We start from the raw sequence: 16366 nt of genomic DNA on the forward strand, positions 1-16366 counted from the left end.
CCGGTCACTCCTCGCCGGACCGGGGGCCCTCCCCCGGCCGGGGCGCGTCGTGCCAGCGGGGGTCGTTCTCCCACTCCAGGTTGCGTTCGCGCGCGGTGTCCATCGCGTGCTGGGCCTCCTGCCGTGAGGCGTACGGTCCGAAGCGGTCCTTCGCGGGGCACTCCGGCCCCTCCTCGACCTTCTTGTGCTCCAGGCAGTAGTACCACTCGCCCGGCTTGCCGACCGTGCGCTTCTTGAACAGGGCCATGGTGAGCTCCTTCCTCTGATCCATGCTGCCCCACCCCGGCTGGTTAGACTCGCTCGCATGTCTGGCCAGTCGCTGCTCGTACCGGGGACGCTCTCCCCCATCCGCCCCGTCCCCGCGTCCATCCGGCGCCCCGAGTACGTCGGGAAGCCCGCACCGACGCCGTACACCGGGCCGGAGGTGCAGGACGCCGGGACCGTCGAGCGGATGCGCGTCGCCGGGCGCCTCGCCGCGCAGGCGATGGAGGAGGCCGCGAAGCACATCGCGCCCGGTGTGACCACGGACGAACTGGACCGGGTCGCGCACGAGTTCCTGTGCGACCACGGCGCCTACCCGTCGACCCTGGGCTACCGGGGCTTCCCGAAGTCGCTGTGCGCCTCGGTCAACGAGGTGATCTGCCACGGCATCCCCGACTCCACGGTCCTACGGGACGGCGACATCGTGAACCTCGACGTCACGGCGTTCATCGGCGGGGTGCACGGCGACAACAACGCGACCTACCTCTGCGGTGACGTGGACGAGGAGTCCCGGCTGCTGGTGGAGCGCACCCGGGAGTCGCTGAACCGCGCGATCAAGGCGGTCAAGCCGGGCCGCCAGGTCAATGTGATCGGCCGGGTGATCGAGTCGTACGCGAAGCGCTTCGGCTACGGCGTGGTCCGCGACTTCACCGGCCACGGGATCAACTCCTCGTTCCACTCCGGGCTGATCATCCCGCACTACGACGCCGCGCACGCGACGACGGTCATCCAGCCGGGCATGACGTTCACCATCGAGCCGATGCTCACGCTGGGGACGCACGAGTACGACATGTGGGAGGACGGCTGGACCGTGGTCACCAAGGACCGCAAGCGGACGGCGCAGTTCGAGCACACGCTCGTGGTGACGGACACGGGCGCGGAGATCCTGACCCTGCCCTGACGCCCTCCCCCTTCTCTGCCCCGGCTCCGGCCCGGGACGGCCCGCCCGCGCGGCGCCGTCCCGGGCCGGAGGCGTTTTCCGGCCGGTGGCGTTCCGGCAGTGGCGTTTCCGGCAGTGGCGTTTCCGGGCGCTGATCGGGGAAGATATTTACCGACAGCCTGTCGGAAACCAGTTGACTTAGGTAAGCCTAAGTAAGAGGATCGTAGCTGGTTCCCTTCCCTTCCGGTCCCGGAGGTCCGCCTTGGACACGCCCTTCTCCACGCAGATCCGTGTCGCCTCGCACGAGCAGCACACCGAGGCGGAGACCTCGCCCTTCATGGGCCACCTCCTCGGCGGCAAACTGGGCGTGGAGGCGTACACCCGCTACACCGAGCAGCTCTGGTTCGTGTACCGCGCGCTGGAGGACGCGGCCGGGGCGCTGCGCGAGGACCCGGTCGCCGGGCCGTTCGTCCGCCCGGAGCTGATGCGCACGGCGGCGCTGGAGCGCGACCTCGCCCATCTGCGCGGCCCGGACTGGGCGGCGGGCCTGGCCCCGCTGCCCGCCACCGAGGCGTACGCGGCGCGGGTGGCGGAGTGCGCGCGCACCTGGCCGGGCGGCTATGTGGCCCACCACTACACCCGCTACCTCGGCGACCTCTCCGGCGGCCAGATCATCCGCGACCGCGCGGAGAAGACCTGGGGCTTCGCCCGCAAGGGCGACGGCGTCCGCTTCTACGTCTTCGAGGAGATCGGCAACCCGGCGGCCTTCAAGCGCGAGTACCGCGCCCTGCTGGACGCGGTCCCGGCGGACGACCTGGAGAAGCAGCGGATCGTCGACGAGTGCAAGCGCGCCTTCGACTACAACGGCGCGGTCTTCCGCGAGCTGGGCACGGAGTTCCCGCTCAGCGCCTGACGCCCTCGCGCGGGCGCGCCCAGCGGCCTCCGCACCGACCTCGACACCCGCCTCGGCGCGGCCACCCCTCGGGTGGCCGCGCCGTCGTCGTCCGGGCGCGCACCCGGCGCGCCCCGCGGGTCAGCCCGCCGGGGTCGCGTCCGGCAGGGTCGCGTCCGGCAGGGTCACCGCGTGCGGGAGGCGGGAGCGGCCGGAGGTGCGGGGGGTCAGGGGGGCGATGCGCAGGCCGGGGGCGGCGGCCGGCGGGGCCGGGCGGGTGGCGGCGGGGGAGGCGAGGCGGACCCGGCCGCCGATCTCCACGATGCCGTCGGGGCCCGGGGCGGTGAGGATCTGGGAGCCGCGCCCCTGGGTGATGTTGAGCGCCCGGCCCAGCGCCTCGGTCAGCAGCAGCGCCGCCGCGCCCGTCGCCTCGTCCTCGTCCACGCCGTCCCCGCGCCGGGGGAAGCCACGGGCGCGGACCCGGCCGGCCGCCTCGTCCTCCCAGGCCCAGGCGTAGAGCCAGCCCTCCCCGGGCGGGGGCGCGGGCAGGGCGTCGACCTCGGCGGGGGACGCGTACCGCGTCAGCACCCGCGGGGTGACCCAGTCGGCGCGGGCGGTGATCCAGGTGAACTCCCCGTCGTGGCGGGCCCATACCTCGCCCACCGGCGGGTGCACGGACTCCAGGTCCAGCAGCCACGCGGTGCCGACGAGGGGATGGCCGGCGAAGGTGAGCCGGGTGCCGGGGGTGTAGAGGTCGACGACACCGCGCTCCGGGTCGTCGACGAACACCGTCTCGCGGTAGCCGAGTTCGGCGGCCAGGGCCTGCCGGGAGGCCCGGTCCGGGCAGCTGCGCGGATCGCGCACGACACCGAGGGCGTTGCCGAACCGGCCGTCGCCGGCGCAGAACACGCGGAGCACGTCGAGTTCCTTCACCCCGGCATTGAAGCACCTCCCCGCACACGGCCGCCGCCCCCGGCGGGAAGCCGGGGGCGGCGGTCGGCACGCGGCCGGGATCAGGCGACGGAAGTCCCGGCCGCGGCGCGTCGGGGGCCCGGCCGGGACGGGAGCCCCGGCCGGTCCCGGGGATCAGGCGGTGGCGGCGTCCTGGCCGTCCTCGCCGTTCTGGCGCCGGCGGACGGCGACGACGACACCCGCGCCCGCCGCCGCGACCACGGCGGCCGCGCCGAGCAGCGCGCCGGTCGGGACGTCGGAGCCGGTGGAGGCGAGGGCGCCCGAGCCGCCGACCGAACCGCCGCCGGCCGTGCCGCCGCCGACGGTGCCACCGCCCGCGGTGCCGCCGGAGCCGCCGGTGCTGCCGCCGGCCGAGCCGCCCGTGGAACCGCCGGTGCTCCCACCGGTCGATCCGCCGGTACCGCCCGGGAGTTCGGCGTCCTTGTCGAGGGAGACGGCGAGGGAGACCGGGTCCAGCTCGGCGCCGGCCTGGTAGAAGCCGCCGAACGCCTTGGCGCCGTCCGCGGTCAGCTCGGCCGGGACGCCGCTCAGGGTGACGACGCCGTCCTTGGCGGCGATGTCGCCCTTCGGCAGGTCGAGGTCGGCGAGGGGCAGGTCGTCGAAGGTGGAGACCTTGTGGGTCTTCTGGTCCTTGGTGGAGACGTCGGCGAGCAGGGTGCCCTTGCCGTTCTTCACCTCGGTCTTCAGGTCGCTCAGCTTGAGGTCGAGGACGTAGTCGCCGCCGGCCTCCTGGTGGCCGAGGAAGCGGACCGAGCCGTCGAAGCCGGCGTCGAGGGTCTGGTCGTCCTTGTCGAAGGAGCCCTCGGCCTTGGTGAAGCGGTAGATCTCGCCGTTCTTGACGGCGCCGCCGCCGAGTTCGACCTTGCCCTTGGCGATCGGGCCGACGACATAGCTGCGGAAGGACTCCTTCACGCCCCAGTCGAGGTTGCCGTCGACGACCGGGCCCTCCTCGGGGGCGGGCTTGCCCGACGGGTCGGTGGAGGGGTCCTCGGACGGGGTCGGCTTCGGGTCCGTGGACGGGTCGGTCGACGACTCCGACGGCGTCGGCTTCGGGTCCGTGGACGGCGTCGGCTTCGGGTCCGTGGAGGGGCTGGTCGACGGCGACGGGCTGGGCTTCGGCGGCGCCTGCTTCACCGAGAGGGTGGCCGGGTCGAGTTCGGCGCCGGCCGAGTAGAAGCCGGCGAACGCCTCGGAGCCGTCGGCGGTGAGCTTGGCCGGGATGTCCTTGAAGACCATCGCGCCGCCCTCGCCCTGGCCCGGGCGCACACCGGTGAGGTCCAGGTCGGCGATGACCGCGTCGTCCTTGGTGACGACCGTGCCGTCCATCTTCTTGCTGGTGTAGTCGGCGGTGATGGTGCCGGCGGTGCGGCCGGTGCCGACCTTGATGTCACCGATCTGCACATCCAGGATGCCGCCGTGGCCCTGGAAGCGGACCTGGCCCTTGAAGGCGGTCTCGGAGGCGTGGGTGCCCGTGTCGTAGGTGCCCTTGCCGTCGGTGAAGGTGAAGACGCCGTTGCCGTCGGCCTGGGTGGCGCCGTCGGAGACGGTGATGCTGCCCTTGGCGATCGGGCCGGCGACGTACTTGCGGAAGGACTCCTTCAGGCCCCACTCCAGGGTGCCGCCCACGAGTTCCAGCTTCGGCGCGGGGGCCGGGGCGTCCTCGGGGCCGGCGGCGAGCGCGGGAAGGGCGAATCCGGTGGCACCGAGGGCGACGGCGGTCGCTATGACGGCGCCGAGGGCGAGGGGGCGGCGAACTGCTGCCATGGTCGGGGGTCTCCTTGATGGGTTCAACGGGGGTGGAGTGGGGGTGGGTTCAGTTCTCGTCGCCGGCGGACGGACCGGGGGTTCCGGGCTCGGACGGAGAACCTGCGGCGGTCGCGCGGCGCCGCCGGAGGGCGACGTAGACCGCGGCGGCCGCGACGGCGAGCAGGGCGGCGGCGATCGCCGCGTACATCCCGGTGGAGGACGACGAGGCGGTCTTCGCGGTGTCGTCCGCCTGCTCGGTGGGGTTCGGGGTGGCCTTCGCGTCCGCGGGGGCGGCGGAGGCCGGTGCGGTGGGCTCGCTGCCGAGGTCGGGCAGGGCGGGGAGCTTCGCCTTGGCGTCGACGGCGACGGCGAGGGAGACCGGGTCCATCTCGGTGCCGGCCTTGTAGATCGAGCCGAACGCCTTGGACCCGCCCTCGGTGAGGGTGGCGGGCGCCTCGGTGAGCCGTGCGAGGCCGTCCTTCGGCGCGAAGTCCTTCGCCTCGAAGGTGACGAGGGACACGGCCTTGTCGGTCTTCCCGGCGCTGGTGACGTCGGCGAGGAGGGTGCCTTCGCCCTTCTCGACGCGGACGGAGACCTTGGCGAGGGTCAGATCGAGGTCCTTGCCGGTGAAGCGGACGCTGCCCTGGAAGTCGGCGTCGAGGGTCTGCTTCTTCGCGTCGTAGGAGCCCTTGCCCTCGGTGAAGCGGAACAGCGCGCCGCCGTCCCGGGCCCCGTCGGCGAGGGCCCACTCTCCCTGGGCGATGGAGCCGGTGACGTACTCGCGGAAGGTGCGGCGGACGCCCCAGTCGACGGCCGCGTCGTGGAACGCTCCCTCGGCCTTGTCGCCCTTCTTGCCGTCCTTGTCGTCCTTCTTGTCGTCCTTCTTGCCGGCGTCGGCGGAGGGGGACGGCTTCGCGGGCTGCTTCTTCGCGGGGGCGGCGACGTCGACGGAGAGGCTGACCGGGTCGAGCGGGGTGCCGGCCGTGTAGTACCCGGCGAAGGCGGTCGCGCCCTGCGCGGTCAGGGTGGCGGGGACACCGGCCAGGGAGACCGGGCTGCCGCCGCCGCGCATGTCGATGCCGGAGAGGTTGAGGCTGGCGAAGGCGACCTGGTTGTAGGTCGTCAGCTTCCCGCTGCCGCGCGCCTTGCTGACCATGTCGACATGGACCGTGCCCCGGCCGCCGGAGATCCGGACGGTGGGGTTGCTGATGCGCAGATCGAGTTCATGGCCCCCGTCGGGCTTCTTGTGGCCGAGGAAGTGGACCCCGCCGGCGAATCCGGAGCGGAAGGCGCCGGTCGCCGGGTCGTAGGAGCCGTTCGCCGAGTGGAAGCGGAACTGGCTGCCGCCCACGGTCGCGGCGCCTCCGGTGAGACGCCAGTTGCCGTTGGCGATGGGCCCGGTGATGTAGCTCTGGAACGACGCCTTGATGCCCCAGTCGAGCCTGCCGCCCTGCACCGTCCGGTTCTCGGCATGGGCCGCGGTCGCGGGAAGCAGGGCGCCGAGCAGTGCCGCGAGGAGCGCCACCGCGAAGGCGCGGGCCGGTCTGAAGGGAAGCATGAGGTCACTCCGCACGAGACAAGAAAGCACAGGCCGAACCGGCCCGGACCTGGTAAGCGAGGTAAGGCTAACCTAAGCTACCTCCAGCCCCCGCCGGAACCCTTCCTTCACGGGAACCTCGGACGATCCGCACACCTCACAGGTGCGAATCGGGTGGTACCGGCACATGGGCGACGACAACATAGATGACGGACAGACAGGACGGTGCCCTACGTGCGCACTCCACGCCTGGCAGGTGCACTGATATCCGTGCTTGCCCTCGCCCTCGCCGCCACCGGCTGCGCGGGCCAGGACTCCCCGGACGCGCCGCGCGGGAAGCAGCAGCAGTCGGCGAAGGCGGCGGCCGACCGGGTCGAGCCGCTGGCCGGCAAGCCGGAGCCCGCGATGCCGGTCACCGTCGACTCCGCGGACGGGCGGCGGGTGACGATCGAGAACGCCGACCGGGTGGTCCCGCTCACCGGCTCCCTCAACGAGATCGTCTTCACCCTCGGCCTGGGCGACCGGGTGGTGGCCCGGGACATCACGGCCACCTTCGAACAGGCCGAGAAGCTGCCGGTCGTGACCCGGGCGCACGACGTCTCCGCGGAGAGCGTGCTGTCCCTGCGGCCGTCCGTCGTCCTCGCCGAGACCAGCACCGGCCCGGCCGAGGCCATCGACCAGATCCGGGACGCGGGCATCCCCCTCGTCGTGGTCGAACCCGCGAAGGGCCTCGCGGACGTCGGCAAGCGGATCGAGCGGGTCGCCGAAATCCTCGGTGTCGAGGAGCAGGGCGCGGAGCTGAAGAAGCGGACGGAGGCGCGGATCACGGCCGTCCAGAAGAAGATCCCGGCCCGCGAGGGCGAGAAGCCGCGGGTCGCCTTCCTGTACGTCCGCGGCTCGGCGGCCGTCTATCTGATCGGCGGCGCGCAGTCCGGCGCGGTCTCCCTGCTGGAGGCGGCCGGGGCGGTGGACGCGGGCAAGGAGTCCGGGCTGAACAAGGACTTCACGCCCATCACCAGCGAGGCCCTGGCGAAGGCGGCGCCGGACGCGATCCTGGTCATGACCAAGGGCCTCCAGTCCGTGGACGGCGTCGACGGCCTGGTCAAGATCCCGGGCGTCGCCCAGACCCCGGCCGGCATGGACCGCCGCGTGGTCTCGATCGAGGACGGCGTCCTCCTCAACTACGGCCCCCGCACGGACCAGGTCCTCGCCTCGATCGTCGAGCAGCTCTACGCGGACAAGGGTGCGGCCTCGTGACGACGACACCCCAGCGCCCGGCCGGGGCGGCCGGGTCCGCCGAAGGCGGCGGGGCCGGCCGCGCGGCCACGCCCGCCGGAGGCGACGACGACCCGGCGCGGGCCACTCAGGCAACGGACGACGGGCCCGCCCCCGTGGCGCTGCGGAAGGCGAACGCACCCGCGGCCGGTGGGCCGGTGGCCCCGAAGGGCGACGCGGGCGCGACCGGGGCGGGGCCCGGGCGGCGGCGCACGGCGCACGGCAGCGCCTGGGCGCTGACCGTCGGGCTGGTGGCCGCGCTCGTCGTGGTCGCGCTGGCGTCCGCCGGGATCGGGGCGTACCGGATTCCGCTCGGGGACATCCTCGCGTCCATCGGCCACCGGATCGGTCTCGGCGGGCACGCGCTCGACCGGGTCGGGGAGAGCGTGCTGTGGAACGTGCGCTTCCCCCGGGTCGTGCTCGCGCTCCTCGTCGGCGCCTCCCTCGGCTGCGCGGGCGCCCTGATGCAGGGCGTGTTCGGCAACCCGCTCGCCGAGCCCGGCGTCATCGGGATCTCCTCCGGCGCGGCCGTCGGCGCGGTCGGGGCCATCGCCCTCGGGCTGACCTTCTTCGGCAACTGGACCGTCACCGCCTGCGCGTTCGTCTCCGGACTGGTGACCGTCCTCCTCGTCTACGCGCTGTCCCGCTCGGGCGGCCGGACCGAGGTCGTGACCCTGATCCTCACCGGCATCGCCGTCAACGCCTTCGCGGGCGCGCTGATCGGCCTGTTCATCTTCTTCGCGGACAACGCGCAGATCACCGAGATCACCTTCTGGCAGCTCGGCTCCCTCGCCCAGGCCACCTGGCCCAAGGTGCTCGCCGTCCTGCCGTTCGCCCTCCTCGGCCTGCTCGTCGCCCCCTTCTACGCGCGCAAGCTGGACCTCCTCGCGCTCGGCGAACGCCCCGCCCGCCACCTGGGCGTGGACGTGGAGCGGCTGCGCCTGGTGCTCATCCTGGTGGTGGCGCTGCTCACCGCGGCGGCCGTCGCGGTGGCGGGCATCATCACCTTCGTGGGCCTGCTCGTCCCGCATCTGCTGCGGATGGCGAACGGGCCGGGCCACCGGTTCCTCGTCCCCGGCAGCGCCCTCGGCGGGGCCGTGGTCCTCGCGGCCGGCGACCTCGCGGCGCGTACCGTGGCCGCCCCGGCGGAACTCCCGCTCGGGGTGCTGACCGCGCTGTTCGGCAGCCCGTTCTTCTTCTGGCTGCTGCGCAGGACCCGCCGCCGGCAGGGCGGTTGGGCATGACGCGCCCTCGCAGCCGCCGCGCCCGCCCCGCCCCCACCGCCCGCACTCCCGTGGGCCCGAACCCCGAGGCGATGCCCCCATGGTGATGTCCCTGCTCCCCCGCCGGCGGCGCGAGCTGCCCGCCCCCGTGCCCCGCGGCGAGATCGTGGCCGAGGCCCGGGACGTGACCCTGCTGCTCGGCGGACGGCCCGTGCTGCGCGGCGCCGGGCTGCGGGTGCGCACCGGCGAGGTGCTGGCCCTGGTGGGCCCCAACGGCGCGGGCAAGTCCACCCTGTTGTCCGTCCTCGCCGGCGACGGAGGCCGCTCCGGGGGCGAGGTGCTGATCGCGGGCCGCGAGGCCCGGGAGTGGTCCGCCGGGGACCTGGCCCTGCGGCGGGGCGTGCTCCCCCAGGCGGCCGCCCTCTCCTTCCCGTTCACCGTCGTCGACGTGGTGCGGATGGGCCGGGCGCCCTGGTCCGGGACACCCCTGGAGGACGAGGACGAGGCGGCGGTCGCCGAGGCGATGGCCGCGACCGAGGTCGAGGAGTTCGCCGCCCGGTCGTTCTCCGAACTGTCCGGCGGTGAGCGGGCCCGGGTCGCCCTCGCCCGCGTCCTCGCCCAGCGCGTCCCCCTCCTCCTGCTGGACGAGCCGACGGCCGCGCTCGACCTGCGGCACCAGGAACTCGTGCTGCGCATCTGCCGGGAGCGGGCGGCGGCCGGGGACGCGGTCGTCGTCGTCCTGCACGACCTGTCGCTCGCGGCCGCCTGCGCGGACCGGGTCGCCGTCCTCCAGGACGGCGCGGTGGTGGCGGACGGCCCGCCCGCCGAGGTCCTCCGCGGCGACCTCCTCGGCCGGGTCTACCGGCAGCCCGTCGAGGTGCTGCCGCACCCGGTCACCGGGGTGCCGCTGGTCCTGCCGCTGCGCCACGACCCGGACCGGCCGGGGGCGCCGGGGGTGCCGGGGACGGGCGCGGCCGGGCCGGTGTGAACAACCGGTCCCGGCACCCGGGGCGTTCCGGACCCCGGTAGGGTTCGGACGGTCAGTGGGGTGCGAGGAGCAGAAGGCGACCGATGAGAAGGATGGGCCGGGCGGCGACGGGTCTCGCGGCGGCAGTGGTGCTGTCCCTGGCGGCGAGCGGCTGTGTGACGATCCACGGGGAGCGGGAGGTCGTGCCCTCCGCCACGGAGCAGGAGGCCGCCGAGGCGCTCGCCGGCTTCACCGCCGCGTACAACGCGGCGGACAAGGCGTACGACCCGGCGCTGGACGCCCGGCACGTCACCGGCGCCCTCGGTGCGATCAACCAGGCCGGGCTCAAGGCCCGCCAGGTCAACTTCCCGGACGGCAACCCGCGCCACTCGCCGCTGGAACTGACCGACGCGAGGTTCCTCATCCCGAAGAAGGCGGGCTGGCCGCGCTGGTTCGTCGCCGACACGGACTCCAACCGGGACCGCGACGGCGACACCCGCCTGGACAACCGCTGGCTGGTGGTGTTCGTCCGCGCGGGCGTCGACGACACCTGGAAGGCCGCGTATCTGGCCATCGTCCCGCCGAAGGACATCCCGGCCGTCAAGCTGGACGCGGACGGGTACGCGGAACCGGTCGCGGCGGACACCTCGGCGCTGGCGATGGCGCCGCGCGACCTGAGCCGCGACTACGCCGCCTACCTCCAGGACGGCAAGCCGGAGCGGTTCGCGGCCGGGCCGCACACCAGTGTCTGGCGCGACACCCGGGCGAAGAGCGCCTCACGGCCGGGGCTGTCGACGCAGTACCTCGACCAGCCCCTGGACTCGGGGGCGTTCGCGCCGCTGGGGCTCGCCACCCAGGACGGCGGGGCGATGGTCTTCTTCACCGTGAAGAACTTCGAGCGGCAGACGGCCGCCGACGGGGTGGAGATCAAGGTCATCCCGGATGTGCGGGCGCTGCTGAGCGGCGAGGTGAAGACCACGATCACCAAGGAGCGGGTGTCCAGCCAGCTGGTGTCGGTGCCGGTCGACGGGGGCGGCGAGCAGCCGGACATACTGAGTCGGCTGACCGGCCTGACGGCGGCGAAGGGTTCCTGACGGGGGTGCGGGCCCTGGGGGCCGGGGCACATGGGGCCGGGGCACGTGGTGCCGCACCACATGGGGCCGGGGCACATGGGGCTGGCGCACGTGGTGCCGTGGCACACGTGGATCCGCACCATGTAGGGCGGGCGCCCTACGGGTCCTCGGCACACGTGCCCGGGCGACACATGGGCGCCCCACACGTGGACGCCCCACACATGGCCGGGCCACACCTTCCCTAGCCACACGGTGGGTGAGCGCACTCGCCCCGGCCCGCGCCACATGTGGCGCGGGCCCATGGGGGGCGGGCGCTTGGGCCTGAACTTATGGGCCAGCGGCCCATAGGGCCGGGGCCCATGGGCTCACGGCCCACAGGGGCGGGCCACATGTGCTCCCAGCACGTGGGGCCCCAGCACACAAGGTCGCGGCACACGCCCCGGGCCGGGGGCGAGCGCACCCGCCCCCGGCCGTCGCCCCCGCGTCAGTCCTCGTCGCGCAGTCGCCCCGCGAGGGACGCCAGCGCGTCGCTCTCCTCCGTGTGGCCCAGGGCCGTGAGGCGGGAGACCGCCGCGTCCAGGCGGGCCAGGGCCGGGGCGGGGCGCTCCAGGTAGATGCCCTCCACGGCGCCCGCGAGGCGGACGCACTCGGCCCACTCGCCGGCCACCTCCGCGTCCGCGCCCGGCTCGCCGAGGAGGCCGAGCGCCCGGTCCAGCGCGGTCAGCGCCTCCTCGTACTCCCCGGCGTACGCGTTGACCCGGCCGTGCTCGTACGCCAGCGCGCTGTCCAGGGACCGGCCGCGCGCCACGTACCCGGCGGCCCGGGCCTCGTCCGCGATCCGGCCCGCCGTGGCGAGGTGGGTACGCGCGCCGGCCAGGCCCTCCGGTCCCCGCTGCTCGGCCTGGAGACGGGCCAGCTCCCGCAGCGCGTTGCTGAGCTGCTCGAAGCGCGGGGCCCGGCCGTGCGCGGCGACCGCCCGGTCCATCGCCTCCCGGGCCCGGTCGAACTCCCCCGCCTCGCCGAGGAGTACGGCCGTCTCCGCCGCGATCATGGCGTGGCTGCCCGGGTCGTCGTCCCAGCCGGCCGACTCGGCCGCCAGCGCGACGAACTCCGCCGTGGCGGCCTTGAGGTCGTCCCCCGCGTGCAGCGCGCGGGCGCGGGTCAGCCGGAGCTGGGCGGTCAGCCGGTCGTCCAGCGCCCCCGCCGCGATGTCCGGTTCGGCCAGCAGGGAGTCGAGCAGCGCGATGCACTCCTCGACCCGGCCCAGGTCGAGGCTGAGCTGCGCGGCGCTGCCGTAGGCGCAGAACGCGTCGATCCGGCTGCCGTGGCGCAGCTCCAGTTCGGCGGAGCGGGTCAGGTGCCGCAGGGCCTCGTCGGGGCGGCCCAGGTGCAGACAGGTGTCGGAGAGGTCGCCGTGGATCCGGGCCGTCGCGATCACCCCCTCCGGCCAGTCGGCGGCCAGCCGCAGCGCCTCGGCCAGGTCCGTGTACGCGGCCTCCGGCTCCCGCAGTCCGCGCCGCAGCCTGCCCCGCAGGGCGAGCGTCCGGGGCAGGTGCCAGGCGGGGCCGTGCTCCGTCAACCGGGCCTGGAGGGTGTCGAGTTCGGTGACGGCGGTGGGCAGGTCCCCGGAGAGGGCGTGGGTCCCGGCGCGCAGCAGCAGGGCGCCGGCGATCTGCCCGGGGAGGTCGTGCCGGACGGCGTACTCGTGCAGTCGCTCCGCCTCGGCGAAGGCCGGCGCGATGTGCTCCTCGCTCCCCGAGACCTGGAGGCGCAGTCCGAGCGCGGTCGCCCGCACCCGCAGCAGACGGGCCTCCTGGTACGGAGCGAGCGAGGTGGCCTCCTCGTGCAGCCCGGCCATCGCGGCGTGGGCGGCGGTCAGCGCGGCCACCCGCGCCTCGGCCTCCGCCGGTCCGCCTTCCTCGCCGCCGTCCTCCTCGCCGCCGTCCGCCTCCGCGTCGTCCCGCTCCCCCGGCGGGAGTTCGGCGGCCGCGAGCAGGGCGCAGGCGCGGGCGACCGCCGCGTCGCCGGGCTCCCCGGCGTCCTCGTACAGGCCAGCGGCCTCCTCGTAGAGGGCGAGGGCGGTGGCGAAGTCGTCCTTGTCGCCCGCCCGGCCCGCCTCGTCGTCCAGCAGGTCCGCGCAGAGCCGGACGTACGGGCCCGTCTCCGGGTCCTCGGGGTGGGTGTACCCGGGAGCGGCGACGAGGGTACGCAGCCGGGCCCAGCAGGCACGCGCGTCCGGGTGCCCCTGCTCGTCCAGCTCCCGTGCGTGGCGGATCAGTTCGGGCAGCGACTCGGGAGCGGGGTCGGCCGTCCGGGCAGTGGCAGTGGCAGCGGCAGCGGCTACGGGCACGGGCGCCTCGGCCGCCGGGGCCAGGTCGGCCAGGGCCCGGGTGCGCAGGGACAGCTCCAGGGCGTCCAGCAGCGGGGCCCGGTCCAGGCGGGCCCGGCGGCGGTCGGCGTGGGCGGTGGTGCCGTTGCGTGCGTCGAAGCGGGCGGCGAGGTCGTCGGCACGCTCGGCCGCCTCGGCGCGCAGCCCGGCCACCGTCCAGGTGCGGCCCGCCCAGCCGACGGCGGGCAGCTCGCCGTGGCCGAGGGCCTCGACCCGCTGGAGGAGGACCTGCACCCCGGTGAGGAAGTCGAGCAGGTCCCGCGGCGAGTCCACCTCGTCGAAGAGGCTCCGGTTCTCGGCGAGGAGTTCCAGGCCGCGCGCCTCGTTGCCGGTCAGCGCGCAGAACTCCAGGTGCCGGCCGACCTCCCCGGCCATCGAGGGGTTGCGGCGGCAGGCCCGGTACCCGGCCAGGTGCAGTTCCCGGGCCCGGTCGGCGTGCCCGGTGCGCAGCAGGGGCAGCAGCGCGTACGAGACCGAACGGGCCGGCTCCTCCTGGCAGGACTCCTTCCCGGCCAGGACGGGGTCCCAGGCCGTCAGCGCCCGTCCGTCGTCGCCCGCCGCGAGGTGGAACAGGGCGCGCTCACAGATCTCGCACGCCTCGCAGTCGCTGAGCCGGGTACGGGCGCGGCCCGCCCACAGCTCATAGGCGCGGGTGGTGTCCTCGCCCATGTGGGCGGCCAGCTGGTACGCCTGCCCGTAGTAGGGCTGGAGGCCGAGGCCGGCCTTCTCGTACCGGTCGCGCATCTCCTTCTGCCACTGGCGCAGGCTGGCGAGCGGCACCTCGGGCAGGGCGCGCAGGGCGTTGGCCACCCACTTGAAACGCCAGAAGAGCAGGTGGCGCAGGCGCTCGTCGAAGACGTCGGGCTGCTCGTCGAAGAGGTTCAGCAGCCGGGCGAACACGACGGGCGACTTGCGGGGTTCGGAACCGTAGGTGTACGCCTCCTGGAGTTCGAGGAGGGCGTGCACGAGGGCGGTCGGGTCGTCGAACTGCTCCGCCGCGTCGACCAGTTCCTCGGCGGTGACGGTGCGGGGGCGGCCGTAGGGGCGCGCGTCGTTCTCCCGGAGTGCCGCGTACAGCTCGTCCGTGCTCTGGGGGTGGGGTGCGGTCGGCATCGTCAGTCCTTGCGGAGATCGGTCCTTGCGGAGGTCGGTTCTTGCGGAGGTCGGTTCTCGCGGAAGCCCGACCCTCGCGAGGTCAGTTCTTGCGGAGGGCGTGGGCGAGGAGGTCGAGGAAGGAGCGGTTGATCAGGCTGGACTCGGCGGGCCGCAGCGGGCGCCGGGAGAGCAGCGCGGCCTGCCCGTAGAGGGCTTCGGCGCTGGTGCGGGCCAGCTCGGGTTCGTCGATGGCGACGGCGGTGCGGACCAGCGGGTTGAGCTGGTTGAGGATCAGCTGCGCCCTCGGGGCCTCCTGCCGCAGCGCGCCGAGGATGTCGCCCCACAGACCGCCCTCCTGCTCCCGGGCGAGCTGCGAGCGGGTGCGCTCGTGCCGGGCCTCGCGGCTGTCCACGAGGAGGGCGGGGGCCGAGGCGGGCTGGAAGGTGCGCAGGGCGACGTCGCAGTCGAAGACGGCGAGGGCGTCCCGGGCGATCGCGAGATAGGCCGCGGCGGCGAGTTCGGTCTCCCGGTCGACGGGGTCCAGGTGCGCGGTCAGGGTCGCCGGGTCCAGGTCGGCGACGGTGACGGCGGGGTCGATCTCGGGCAGCCGGTGGACCAGTTGGCGGTCGTAGGTGTACCCGCCGTTGACGACGCCGAGCCCGGCGGCCGAGGCGATCGCCGCCACCTGCCGGAACTCCTCCACGCTCGACGTGACGAGCACCGTGCGGTGGGTGCGGGCGAACTCGTCGAGGGTGGTGTGCCCGGCGGTGGTCTCGAACGGCAGCCAGGGCAGCAGCATCCGCAGGATCTCGTCGTCGTGCACGGCGAGGGACTTCACGGCCAGGTGGTGGGCCTGGAGGAAGCGGCCGAGGAGTTCGGGGTCGCTGGCGGCGGCGCGGGCGATCCAGTCGCGCAGCCGCTCGGCGAGGGCGTCCCGGACGGCGGCGAGGGTGTCGTCCTCGTACAGCGCCTCACGGGACGCCGTCGGGCGCAGGCTCTCGGCGTCGACGACGCAGCGGACGAAGAAGGCCCAGTCGGGCAGGATCTCCTCGGCCTGCTCGGACAGCAGCATGCCCTTGACGTGCACCCGGTGGCCGTGGCGGCGCCCGGCCGGCACCGCCTCGGGCAGCACGCAGGCGATGCCCTTGAGGCCCACGGCCGGCAGGTCCAGCTCGACGGTGTCCAGCGGTGCGAAGCCGAAGACCTCCTCGCCGTACGCGGCCAGCGCGCGGGACCGGGCCCCGGGGGTCGGGTGGTCGCGGGCCCAGGGCGCGGGCTCGGGGTTGACGGACACGGCCGGGCCGTGGCCGCCGTCGTCGAAGGTGACCGGGTGGCGCAGCAGGGAGCCGAAGTGGCGGGCCAAGGCGTGCACGCGCGCCGGGGAGGTCCACTCGGCCGCGTCGGCGCGCGGGGTCAGGGTGACGGTGGTGCCGGGCCGGGGGCGTGCGGAGGCGGGCAGGGTGCGGACGGTGTAGCTGCCGTCGCCGCGTCCGCGCCATTCGACGGCGGGGGCGTCGGGGGTGCGGGCGGAGCGGCTGAGGACGTGGATCTCGTCCGCGACCAGGAAGCAGGAGAGCAGGCCGATGCCGAACTGGCCGATGAAGTCGCCGCGTTGCTCGGCGATCCGCTCGGCGCGCTTGCTGCTGCGGCCGATGGTGGCGAGGAAGGTGTGCACGTCGTCGGCGGTGAGGCCGATGCCGTCGTCCTCGACGCGGACGGTCGAGCCGTCGGCGTACACGCGGATGCCGGGGGTGTCCGGTCCGGCGTTCGCCGCCGGTCCCGGGGCGGGTGTGGTGCGCCCGGAGGCGTCCGGGCCGGTGGGGTCCGTGCCGGTGGGGTCCGTGCCGGTGGCGGGGTCGAGGGCGTGCCGGGCGGTCAGCGCGTCGACCGCGTTCTGCAGGAGTTCGCGCAGATAGACGCGGGGGCTGGAGTAGAGGTGGTGGGAGAGGAGGTCGACGAGGCCGCGCAGATCCACCTGGAAGGTGCGGTCCGCGCCGGCCGGGTTCGCGGCGGTGTCGGGCAGAGTCATCGGGCAGTCCGGGGTGGGAGAGGGTGA

The 16366-nt window shown here is 74.5% G+C and carries 12 protein-coding genes; 6 read left to right on the forward strand and 6 right to left on the reverse strand.

Features of this window, described 5'->3' with window-relative positions:
* Positions 1-4: 4 nt before the first annotated feature.
* Complete coding sequence (locus ABZ457_RS11260; RefSeq protein ID WP_359156517.1) at positions 5-247, reverse strand: hypothetical protein; 243 nt, start codon at positions 245-247, stop codon at positions 5-7.
* A 57-nt stretch (positions 248-304) separates the two neighbouring features.
* Between ABZ457_RS11260 and map the strand changes: the two genes are divergently transcribed.
* Together map and ABZ457_RS11270 are read left to right on the forward strand one after the other, a co-directional pair.
* Entirely contained in the window at positions 305-1162 is an 858-nt protein-coding gene (map, locus tag ABZ457_RS11265; protein ID WP_359156385.1) for a type I methionyl aminopeptidase, read from the forward strand.
* A gap of 241 nt (positions 1163-1403) precedes the next feature.
* On the forward strand, positions 1404-2054 hold the full coding sequence (locus tag ABZ457_RS11270) for a biliverdin-producing heme oxygenase (protein ID WP_359156387.1): 651 nt from the start codon (positions 1404-1406) through the stop codon (positions 2052-2054).
* A gap of 120 nt (positions 2055-2174) precedes the next feature.
* Here the strand turns inward: ABZ457_RS11270 and ABZ457_RS11275 are convergent, their stop codons facing one another.
* From ABZ457_RS11275 to ABZ457_RS11285, 3 genes are all read right to left on the reverse strand, one after another.
* A complete protein-coding gene (locus ABZ457_RS11275; RefSeq protein ID WP_359156389.1) occupies positions 2175-2966 on the reverse strand; it encodes a PhzF family phenazine biosynthesis protein in 792 nt (263 codons plus the stop codon).
* 153 nt (positions 2967-3119) lie between these two features.
* A complete protein-coding gene (locus ABZ457_RS11280; protein WP_359156391.1) occupies positions 3120-4769 on the reverse strand; it encodes an HtaA domain-containing protein in 1650 nt (549 codons plus the stop codon).
* 49 nt (positions 4770-4818) lie between these two features.
* Complete coding sequence (locus tag ABZ457_RS11285; protein WP_359156393.1) at positions 4819-6309, reverse strand: HtaA domain-containing protein; 1491 nt, start codon at positions 6307-6309, stop codon at positions 4819-4821.
* Between the two features lie 204 nt (positions 6310-6513).
* Here ABZ457_RS11285 and ABZ457_RS11290 point away from each other — a divergent pair, with 204 nt between their 5' ends.
* From ABZ457_RS11290 to ABZ457_RS11305, 4 genes are all read left to right on the forward strand, one after another.
* Positions 6514-7545: an ABC transporter substrate-binding protein gene (locus ABZ457_RS11290; RefSeq protein WP_359156395.1), complete on the forward strand. Its 1032-nt coding sequence runs from the start codon at positions 6514-6516 to the stop codon at positions 7543-7545.
* 176 nt (positions 7546-7721) lie between these two features.
* The gene (locus ABZ457_RS11295) at positions 7722-8807 is read left to right on the forward strand and encodes an iron ABC transporter permease (RefSeq protein WP_359156519.1); all 1086 of its coding nucleotides are present in this window, start codon (positions 7722-7724) and stop codon (positions 8805-8807) included.
* A 79-nt stretch (positions 8808-8886) separates the two neighbouring features.
* Complete coding sequence (locus ABZ457_RS11300; RefSeq protein ID WP_359156397.1) at positions 8887-9774, forward strand: heme ABC transporter ATP-binding protein; 888 nt, start codon at positions 8887-8889, stop codon at positions 9772-9774.
* Between the two features lie 83 nt (positions 9775-9857).
* Complete coding sequence (locus tag ABZ457_RS11305; protein WP_359156399.1) at positions 9858-10847, forward strand: hypothetical protein; 990 nt, start codon at positions 9858-9860, stop codon at positions 10845-10847.
* Between the two features lie 463 nt (positions 10848-11310).
* Here the strand turns inward: ABZ457_RS11305 and ABZ457_RS11310 are convergent, their stop codons facing one another.
* On the reverse strand, positions 11311-14328 hold the full coding sequence (locus tag ABZ457_RS11310; RefSeq protein WP_359156401.1) for a hypothetical protein: 3018 nt from the start codon (positions 14326-14328) through the stop codon (positions 11311-11313).
* A gap of 82 nt (positions 14329-14410) precedes the next feature.
* Complete coding sequence (locus ABZ457_RS11315; protein ID WP_359156403.1) at positions 14411-16339, reverse strand: HSP90 family protein; 1929 nt, start codon at positions 16337-16339, stop codon at positions 14411-14413.
* Positions 16340-16366 lie beyond the last annotated feature (27 nt).

Origin of the sequence: Streptomyces sp. NPDC005805, assembly GCF_040630445.1 — a bacterium.
Taxonomy (GTDB): domain Bacteria; phylum Actinomycetota; class Actinomycetes; order Streptomycetales; family Streptomycetaceae; genus Streptomyces.